The following is an 8,862-nucleotide window of genomic DNA, read 5'->3' as shown; positions in this document are numbered from 1 at the left end:
TTTTGCAGGGGGTCTAATAACTCATCAACAAGCCCAAGATGACCAATATAAGCCGTCAAACTCATCAACCATTGACCGCTTTTCATGTCAAATGGCTTGCCATGCTACTCATGACCGCCGACCATGTGGCATGGCGGTTTTTGGATTATGATACGCATTCATCAGAGATGTTACACTTTGTGGGGCGGGCGGTGGCTCCACTCATGTGTTATTTGCTCGTAGTCGGCTTTTATCATACGCATGACATCAAGGGCTATGCCAAACGATTGGGGCTGTTTGCCCTTATCTCACAACTGCCCTTTTGGTTGTTTAATATTGGCATTGCTCATACTGCCCTGCTTTGGCAAGGGGTTTCTTTTGATGATTGGGCGGTACTAACCCCTTTTATAGGCGGTAACGTGCTGTTTTCGCTGTTTTTATCACTCACCGCTTTGATAATTCAGCACCATAAATCTTTTCACCTTTGGGAAAAGGCAATCCTTATCGTCCTGCTCTATCCCATCATCAGTCTGTGTGATTATGGTTTTGCCATGATTTATATGACGTTATTGTTTGATTATTTTTATAAAAATAAACCCAACTACCTTGTCATCGCTTATCTCTTATCCTTGCCTATCATCTATGTGCTCATCTATGGCTTTAACACCACCGTAGGGCTTGGCTATATGCACTTTGGCATGATATTGACCGCCCTCATCATCCATGGTTTTAATGGACAAAAAGGCTCTGACTTTGGCGGTCGCTATCTGTTTTATTGGTTTTATCCTGTGCATTTATTAGTCATTGCTGTAGTGGAATATTTGCTTTTGGATTATGTTAAATAAATTATCAATGTCAAAAAACGACTCAAAGATTATGCTTTTAATTTATAACATTTAAAAGAATAAAAATTACTCTACTCTTTAGGTCGTGCCTACCATTGATAACATTTTTATACAATAAGTTAAAAACCTAACATTTTAAATTAATTTTTGCATAAAAAATGGCTAAATCTTGTGGCTCGAAGTCAAAAATTTGTCTGATACACCCAAGAAACTTTAAAATTATTACAAATACAATGATGTGTAGGCGTAGGGGATTGCTGAGCACGCCTTGTATAGTAATATCATCAAAGGGTGTGCTCAGCACACCCATACAAAACCGTGGTAAATATCAAGTTGGTTGAGTGTAGAAGACTCACAGCCTCAAGTTTTTCCTTGAAAAACGTGCGATTTTTCGTGATTTTCATTGCAAATACCAAAGGCAGGCACGCCCTATACAAGTCATTGATTCACCAAGGACGATTGTAATTTGCCCCCACAATCAAGCCATCCAATAACCAATAAACCACCATTTTAACTTAAAATTAAGGTAATATTGCACATCATCACCCCAAGGAGCTTTTATGAAAAATCTCACCCGCTGTGTATTATCTGCTGTTTTGATTAGCTCTCTGCCTGCATTTGCACTAACCATTGCCCCGCCCGTATCAGAAGCAGAAAAAAGTTAGAAATACACATCGCTTATTTATCGGCTCCGAAAAAGTCGCCTTAGAGAGATTGGAAAAATATGGCTTTATAGACATCAAAAACAGTGGTGAGTACGAGTGCCATATGGATGATGATGTTTTTGGTTGTAGAGTTATACATCGCTATTATTTTACCATGAAAGATAATGTTTTCACCAAAGTCCATTATGACTTCAATCCAAGGTTTTCCTCTATCCAATCAACATCTACCACCTTATCCAAAGATGAGAAAGATGAACTCATTAATGTCCTAAACATGGCAACTGATGACCCACAAATGTCAGAGATCATCATTGACAAGTTGGTTCAAGATTATCACGCAAAAGTTGCCAAGAAAGAAACCATAGAAAAAGGATGGTATGGTTATTCTGTTTATTTTAACTATTATGGTGTAATTATTGAATTGACAGGCAGTGATGAAGAATTTATATATCTTTATGTTAATTAATCCAAAAAAAGAAAAAGGCGTCAGCCATCAGCCACGCCCAGTCTTTGATTTGCAAATTATCATCCATTTGGCACATTATCCACGTTTTTATCATCAGCAACGGTCGTGCCTAGCCTGCTCATGCGTCTGTCCATGAGCTGACGGGCAAGAGCTTGCATGTCATCAACACGGTCAATCTCATCAACAATCTCAAGCCCGAGCAAGGTTTCAAGGACATCTTCTAAGCTCACAATACCTTTGACTTCGCCAAACTCGCCCACGACAAGGGCGATATGCAGTCGCTCTTTTAACATCAAATCAAGCACATCAAACAACTTCATCTTGGCAAAAACAAAAGTAATATCTCGTTTAAAGGCTTTGATGGGTGTGTGAATCTCTTGGTTGGCTTTGGCGATGAGCAGGTCACTTTTTAGCACAAAACCTGTGGCGTTATCTAGGTCTTCATCAAAAATGGGAAAACGTGAAAATGGCAATTTGGCATGAACAGTAAATACATCGCCCACCGTCATATTCTCATCAAAGGCAATCATCACCGAACGTGGCGTAACAATACTCTCCACATGAATCATGCTCAGAGCCAACGAATTTTTGATGATGCGTGTCTCAAGCTCGCTCATCTGTCCTGATACCTCACCTTGATTGGCAAGGGCGATGAATTCATGACGGTTAAACCCGCTCTCGTTGTTGCCCCGAGTGAGTAGGCGAGAGACTTTTTCGGCAACCCACACGATGGGAAACAGCAAAATACTAATACCTTTGACATAGTACGCCACTGGCACAGCAAAACGTCGCCAATAAGTCGCCCCCAGCGTCTTTGGGATAATCTCGCTACCCATAAGTACCGCCAATGTCATCACGCCACTAAACACCCCAAACCACGCACTACCAAACACGATGGTCGCCTGCGAACCTGCCCCAAGCGAGCCTAAGGTATTGGCGATGGTGTTGAGCGTGAGAATTGATGAGATGGATTTTTCGATGTTTTTAACTTTGACTTCGTTGAGCAAGTCGGCAGTTTTAAGGCTGTCATCTCTTAGCGTGTCGATATAGCTTGGGGTCATTGTCAGAAGAGTTGCTTCTGAAATAGAACAAATAAAGGAAACAATCAGCGACAACGCCACATAAAAGATAAGCAAAATAACATTGGTGCTACCCGCCTGTCCCACACTCTCGCCTGTGGCAGCAAGGACAGTGATGGGTGTGATGGCTAATAAAGAGATAACAATAAGGAGAAATCGCGGTCGGGGCATATAAAGAATGAGTAACTTAAATTAACCGCTAATATTAAGCCAAAATGATGACAACTGCAAGTATTTTAGGATAAAGTGGGTAATTTTATGATGATGAACGTGGTTGGAATTGGGAGCAGAACGGTATTTTTTGGGAAATTTATCAAATTTTTCAAAGACTTATGTAAAATTTTATAAAATGTGTTTGTTTTATGGTATGATATGCGTTATTTTTCGTTTTGAAAATTTAGGAACACTCATGCTACTTTCTATTTTGGCAACCACTGCCCCTGCTCAGCCCAATGCCTTTTTGCAATTATTACCGATGATTGCCATTTTTGCCATTTTTTATTTTCTCATCATTCGCCCCCAGTCCAAGCGTGCCAAAGAACACCGTGCCATGGTCAATGCGTTGGCGGTGGATAATGAAGTGGTTTTTGCTGGCGGTCTGGTCGGTCGTGTCAAAAAAGTTGATGGCGACTATGCAATCATCGCCCTAAATAACAACACTGATGTCAAAATCCAACGTGCGTCCGTGATTAGCGTATTGCCCAAAGGCACGATTGAAAATATCTAAATTCGGTACTGTTAAAGACGCATTTTAAATAAATGCATTAGGCAAAAGGATAAGCCCTATTTTAACAAGACCAAACAATGATTTAACAATTAAATTATTGTCAATTATTAAAGGGTTTAATGATAATTATTTTTTAAAATAAATTAAACCCACATCATCAACCTTTGTAAAGAAGTCCTTATGCATTACCCTGCTTGGAAATACATACTCATCGCTGTGGTGCTGGTCGTTGCTGGCTTGTACGCCCTGCCCAATCTCTACCCTGACGAACCTGCGGTACAAATCACAGGTGCCAGTGCTGGTACTGAACTGACATCTGACGTGTTGGTACAGTCACAGGCTCTGCTTGACAAGGCAGGTTTGGCACATCATGATGGTAGCTTTGCCAATAACAGTGCCTTGATTCGCCTAAATACCGCCGAAGACCAGCTCAAAGCCCAAGAGACCCTCCGCCAAAACCTAGGTGAAAACTACGTTGTGGCACTAAACCTTGCTCAGACCACGCCCGAATGGCTAAAAAATATCGGAGCAAAACCGATGAAGCTGGGTCTGGACTTACGTGGGGGCGTGCGGTTCGTCCTAGAAGTGGACATGGATAAAGCGTTAGAGCAACGCCTAACGGTTGCCACCCAAGATGTGCGTCGCAATCTGCGTACCGCCAAAATCGCTGTCAAAAGCCTAAGAACCACCAAAGATGGCATGGTACTGACCTTTAACAGCGACAATGAACGCAACCAAGCCCAAAGTGCCCTGCAAGGGAGTATGATGGACTTCACGCTAAGACCCCTTGCCAGTAATGACGGGGCGGTGCTAGAACTCACTTATACCGAACAAGCCCTAAACCAAATCAACGAGTACGCTGTCGGTCAGAACTTGACCACCCTGCGTAACCGTATCAATGAGCTTGGTGTGGCAGAAGCACTGGTGCAGTCGCAAGGCACCAACCGTATCGTTGTGGAACTACCTGGTGTGCAGGACACCGCCGAAGCCAAGCGTGTACTGGGTCGTACGGCAAACTTAGAGTTTCGCATGGTCAGTGAAGACGCTCATAACTTCACAGGTGGTATCGCCCCTGCTGGTACCGAAGCTTTCCCTTTTGGCACGCTTGATGGTCTACCCGTCTTACTTGACCGCCAAGCCATCGTGACAGGCGACAAAGTCCAAAACGCCCAAGCTGGTGTTGATGAAAATGGTCGCCCACAGGTATCCATCACCCTAGACACAGCAGGTGGTCGCCTCATGCAAAACGCCACTCGCACCAGTGTGGGCAAACAGATGGCGGTGCTATTTATCGAAAATAAACAACGTGTCGGCTATGAGACTGACCCCACCACAGGCGAGACCAAAGAAGTGCGTCAGCCATATAGTGAGACTCGGGTCATCAACCAAGCCACCATTCAGGCAGTATTAGGCTCATCCTTTGTCATCACAGGACTAGACAGCCCTGCCGAAGCTGGCGAGCTTGCCCTACTGCTTCGCTCTGGGGCGTTAGCGGCACCGATGTACTTTGTCGAAGAGCGTACCATTGGTCCATCACTGGGTCAAGATAACATTGATAAAGGTCTTAGTGCATCTAAAATCGGCTATCTGCTTGTGTTCTTATGGATGATTGTGTTCTATCGTGCTTGTGGCGTGATTGCCAACATTGCCCTTGCCTTTAATATCATCATGCTAGCGGCGGTAATGTCCATCATCGGCTCATCACTGACCCTGCCTGGTATCGCTGGGGTTGTGCTAACCATGGGTATGGCGGTCGATGCCAACGTGCTGATTTTTGAGCGGATTCGTGAAGAACTTGCCAATGGAGCCAGACCCAAATCCGCCATTGTTGCAGGCTTTGACCGTGCATTTAGCTCTATCTTTGATGGTAACATCACAACATTGCTTGTTGCCTTTATCTTGTTTGCCATCGGTACAGGTCCTGTCAAGGGCTTTGCCATCACGCTTGCGATTGGTATCATTACCTCGCTATTTACCGCCATCATCGTCACTCGTGCCCTGATGCAGTTATGGTATGGCAATCGCAAAAATCTCACCAAAATCAGTATCGGCTAGGAGTAAAAGATGACAGACAATAACGACAATCTTAACACCGCCAGTGAGACTCGCCGTCGTCGTGCCCCACGCCGTGATGGTAAGGGCAGTAATGCCTCTGCTAATGCCAGTCTTAACAATCAAGCCATCATCGCCCCAACCGATGAGTTTGCCGAAAAAGAAGGCGGGGTCAAACTGCTGGACAATAAACGCATTATCCCGTTTATGAAATTAGAAATCCCCATGGTGGTACTCTCTGCCATCTTGGTGATTGCCAGTCTGGTTGCCATCACCACCAAAGGGCTAAATCTAGGACTAGACTTCACAGGCGGCATCTCTGCCGATGTGGCATACAGTCAGCCTGTCGAGCAAGCACAGGTTGCTTCCGCCCTAGCTGATAAAGGCTTTAATGATGCGGTCGTACAATATCTCGGCACCCGTCAAGAGCTACTCATTCGCCTGCCACCTCAAGAGAATAAAGACCCCGAAGGTCTAAGCAACGCCCTTAGTGATGCTCTAAACCTGCCTGCCAACCCTGCCAAAGTGGACAACGTCAATATCATCGGCAGTCAAGTAGGCAATGAAGTTTATACACAGTCGCTCATGGCGTTAGGGTTGGCACTTATCCTAATGATGGTGTACATCTCCATTCGCTTTCAGTTTAAATTGGCAGTGGGGGCAACGCTCGCCCTGTTTCATGACGTGATTGTGGTGTGTGGACTCTTTGCCATCTTTGGTTGGCCGTTTGACTTGACCGTGCTTGCCTCTGTATTGGCATTGATTGGTTATTCGGTAAACGATACCATCGTGGTCTATGACCGTATCCGTGAGAATTTTCGCCGTGTGCGTGGACTACTACCCCGTCAAGTCATTGACTTATCTTTAACCGAAACCCTGCGCCGTACTTGTATGACTTCTGGTACAGTCTTTGTGGTCATCATTGCCTTGCTGTTTTTGGGTGGCGAAGGGTTATTTTGGTTTGCTTTGGCTCAGTTTATCGGCACCATTGCAGGAACGTATTCATCTATCTATGTTGCCAGCTCCATTCCTTTACGTATGGGACTGTCTCGTGAAGATTTTGTGGTACGTGTCAAACCTGAGTTTGAAGAAGAAGTGGTGGTCTTTGCTGATCCCAAACTCCAAAACGCCCAAGATTGATTGCTCAAAAAACCGCTCAACTGGTTTTGGGCGGTTTTGTTTTTAGGGAAATATCAATGGATTGGATAAATTGGTATGATACGCATTTGCCATCTTTACACCCCCATTTCACGCTCCACTCGCACCGCCTTAATGCCATTATCGCCCGCCCACGCCAGCACATCCTCTCGTTTTAGGGCGGTTGCCATCATGTCAGGAAACGCATCAGGCGTACAGGCAAAGACAGGGCAATCTAATCCCGCAAAAATCTTGGCAAGGTTTTCATCATAAGACGGTCTACCATCGTCCGACAGGGCAAGCAAAGTAATGACGTTAACACCTTGTCGTTTGAGGTTGGCAACACGACCAATCAGCTCTTTTTCATTACCGCCCTCATATAGGTCGGTGATGAGAATGAGGTGCGTTTGGGCAGGGCGTTCAATCTTATCGGCACAATACGCCACCGCTTGGTTGATGTCCGTACCACCACCCAGTTGCACACCAAAGAGCACTTGCACAGGGTCGGCAAGGTCTTCCGTCAAATCCAGCACCACCGTATCAAAGCACACAAGGCGAGTTTTGACCGCAGGAATGCTCGCCATGACCCCTGCAAAAATCGCACTATACACCACCGATGTCGCCATAGAACCCGACTGATCCACGCACAGCACCACTTCATCAAGGTCGGTCATTTTGCGACTTTGACGCATGAACCCCACCAAAGTCTCAGGGACAACGGTCTGATACTCAGGCTGATAATGGCGTAGGTTGGCTTGGATTGTCCGCCCCCAATCAGTGTCATTAAAGCGGGGACGGTGCGTGCGTTTGGATTTGTTGACCGCCCCACGAATGGCTTCGGTGGTTTTGGTTTCTAGTTTTTTTAAAAGTTCGTCCACCACTTTTTTGATGACTTGGCGGGCGGTGTCTATGGTTTTTTCGGGCATGGCAGAACGTAAACTCACCAAATCCGCCACCAAATGCACATCAGCCTCCATGGCTGATAAAAACTCAGGTTCAAGGAGCATTTGCTTTAAACCCAATCGCTCAAAGGCATCTTTTTGCACGACTTGCACCACCGAGCTTGGGAAAAACTCTCTAATGTCACCCAGCCACTTGGCAACTTTGGGAGCAGAACGCCCAAGCCCCGCCTTTCTCTCTTCGTCCATGCCACCATATAGGGCGGTCAAGGCTTGCGACAATCGTCTGTCTCGCTCACTTAGCGAGCTGTCATCGCCCCCCAAAATCAAATGCCAACGACGGGATTTTTCTTGTTCAGTTGTTAAAACAGTCATCATTTTTCCTTAGTTTGGTTTGTTGTGTGGCTTGATAATTAGATCAATGTTCAACACTCAAACAACTTTAAGTACCATAAATTTATTTGTGGGTGTAAGGCGTGGCATATCAAGCACCAGTAAAGTTGTACGCACCTTACAAATTGGGTGAATCAACCAACTTTCATTTAAAATTCCCCAAATATCCATACCGCCAGTTGCTTAAAAATCAACGAAAACACCACCATACCCAGCACAACACTAACAATCGCCATTGCCACGCTTTGCAATGTCAATTTTACCCATTCGGGTGGCACTTGTTCTCGCCAATTTGTCGGTAATGGCGGTAAAGTGCCGTTTTGGTATTTTTTCATCAATCTTAATTGACTCCAAAACGCCAACGCAACTGCCAACGCCAATGGCATAAAATACGCCAACAACACTTTTAAAATATCACGAATGGGCGTTGGGCTATCCAAATAAGGGTAAATCCACAACAAATAAAATAAGACACATAGCCACACGCCATTAAACAGCCGAATCAACAGCGTGCTTTTCATCATTTACCCTTTTTATCAAAATCATGGTTGCAAATGTGGTTAAGTGGTGCTTATGGTCAATTAACCCAAAAAAACCGTAAGCAGTAGCAACTGTATCCC

8 protein-coding genes are annotated in these 8,862 nt (G+C 44.9%); 5 read left to right on the top strand and 3 right to left on the bottom strand.

What is annotated here, in order from left to right:
- The first annotated feature begins 38 nt into the window (after nt 1–38).
- Together B5J93_RS01695 and B5J93_RS01685 are read left to right on the top strand one after the other, a co-directional pair.
- Nucleotides 39–824 (top strand): TraX family protein, encoded by a 786-nt coding sequence (locus tag B5J93_RS01695; protein WP_079324135.1) that lies wholly within the window; start codon nt 39–41, stop codon nt 822–824.
- Nucleotides 825–1,592: 768 nt separating this feature from the next.
- Nucleotides 1,593–1,955 (top strand): hypothetical protein, encoded by a 363-nt coding sequence (locus tag B5J93_RS01685; protein WP_143823468.1) that lies wholly within the window; start codon nt 1,593–1,595, stop codon nt 1,953–1,955.
- Between the two features lie 59 nt (nt 1,956–2,014).
- On the opposite strand, the gene B5J93_RS01680 is transcribed toward B5J93_RS01685, so the two are convergent.
- The gene (locus tag B5J93_RS01680; RefSeq protein WP_079324132.1) at nt 2,015–3,205 is read right to left on the bottom strand and encodes a CNNM domain-containing protein; all 1,191 of its coding nucleotides are present in this window, start codon (nt 3,203–3,205) and stop codon (nt 2,015–2,017) included.
- A 238-nt stretch (nt 3,206–3,443) separates the two neighbouring features.
- Between B5J93_RS01680 and yajC the strand changes: the two genes are divergently transcribed.
- The 3 genes from yajC to secF all read left to right on the top strand — a co-directional run bounded on the left by yajC (nt 3,444) and on the right by secF (nt 6,953).
- A complete protein-coding gene (gene yajC / locus B5J93_RS01675; protein ID WP_079324131.1) occupies nt 3,444–3,761 on the top strand; it encodes a preprotein translocase subunit YajC in 318 nt (105 codons plus the stop codon).
- A 180-nt stretch (nt 3,762–3,941) separates the two neighbouring features.
- The gene (secD, locus tag B5J93_RS01670) at nt 3,942–5,816 is read left to right on the top strand and encodes a protein translocase subunit SecD (RefSeq protein ID WP_079324130.1); all 1,875 of its coding nucleotides are present in this window, start codon (nt 3,942–3,944) and stop codon (nt 5,814–5,816) included.
- Nucleotides 5,817–5,825: 9 nt separating this feature from the next.
- Nucleotides 5,826–6,953 carry a protein translocase subunit SecF gene (gene secF, locus B5J93_RS01665; protein WP_079324129.1) on the top strand — a complete coding sequence of 376 codons (1,128 nt, stop codon included), beginning with the start codon at nt 5,826–5,828 and terminating at the stop codon, nt 6,951–6,953.
- A 95-nt stretch (nt 6,954–7,048) separates the two neighbouring features.
- Here secF and B5J93_RS01660 read toward each other — a convergent pair whose 3' ends face one another.
- Nucleotides 7,049–8,224 (bottom strand): vWA domain-containing protein, encoded by a 1,176-nt coding sequence (locus B5J93_RS01660; protein ID WP_228144832.1) that lies wholly within the window; start codon nt 8,222–8,224, stop codon nt 7,049–7,051.
- Nucleotides 8,225–8,391: 167 nt separating this feature from the next.
- Nucleotides 8,392–8,763 carry a hypothetical protein gene (locus B5J93_RS01655; protein ID WP_079324127.1) on the bottom strand — a complete coding sequence of 124 codons (372 nt, stop codon included), beginning with the start codon at nt 8,761–8,763 and terminating at the stop codon, nt 8,392–8,394.
- Between the last annotated feature and the right edge of the window lie 99 nt (nt 8,764–8,862).

It is taken from the genome of Moraxella equi (assembly GCF_002027555.1).
Taxonomy (GTDB): domain Bacteria; phylum Pseudomonadota; class Gammaproteobacteria; order Pseudomonadales; family Moraxellaceae; genus Moraxella; species Moraxella equi.
Note: the sequence above shows the minus strand (reverse complement) of the source record. Positions and strands in the feature narration are given on the sequence as shown.

Coding starts and splice junctions, on each gene's coding strand:
- B5J93_RS01695 (WP_079324135.1), top strand. CDS start 39: ATGACCAATATAAGCCGTCAAACTCATCAACCATTGACCGCTTTTCAT.
- B5J93_RS01685 (WP_143823468.1), top strand. CDS start 1,593: ATGGATGATGATGTTTTTGGTTGTAGAGTTATACATCGCTATTATTTT.
- B5J93_RS01680 (WP_079324132.1), bottom strand. CDS start 3,205: ATGCCCCGACCGCGATTTCTCCTTATTGTTATCTCTTTATTAGCCATC.
- yajC (WP_079324131.1), top strand. CDS start 3,444: ATGCTACTTTCTATTTTGGCAACCACTGCCCCTGCTCAGCCCAATGCC.
- secD (WP_079324130.1), top strand. CDS start 3,942: ATGCATTACCCTGCTTGGAAATACATACTCATCGCTGTGGTGCTGGTC.
- secF (WP_079324129.1), top strand. CDS start 5,826: ATGACAGACAATAACGACAATCTTAACACCGCCAGTGAGACTCGCCGT.
- B5J93_RS01660 (WP_228144832.1), bottom strand. CDS start 8,224: ATGACTGTTTTAACAACTGAACAAGAAAAATCCCGTCGTTGGCATTTG.
- B5J93_RS01655 (WP_079324127.1), bottom strand. CDS start 8,763: ATGAAAAGCACGCTGTTGATTCGGCTGTTTAATGGCGTGTGGCTATGT.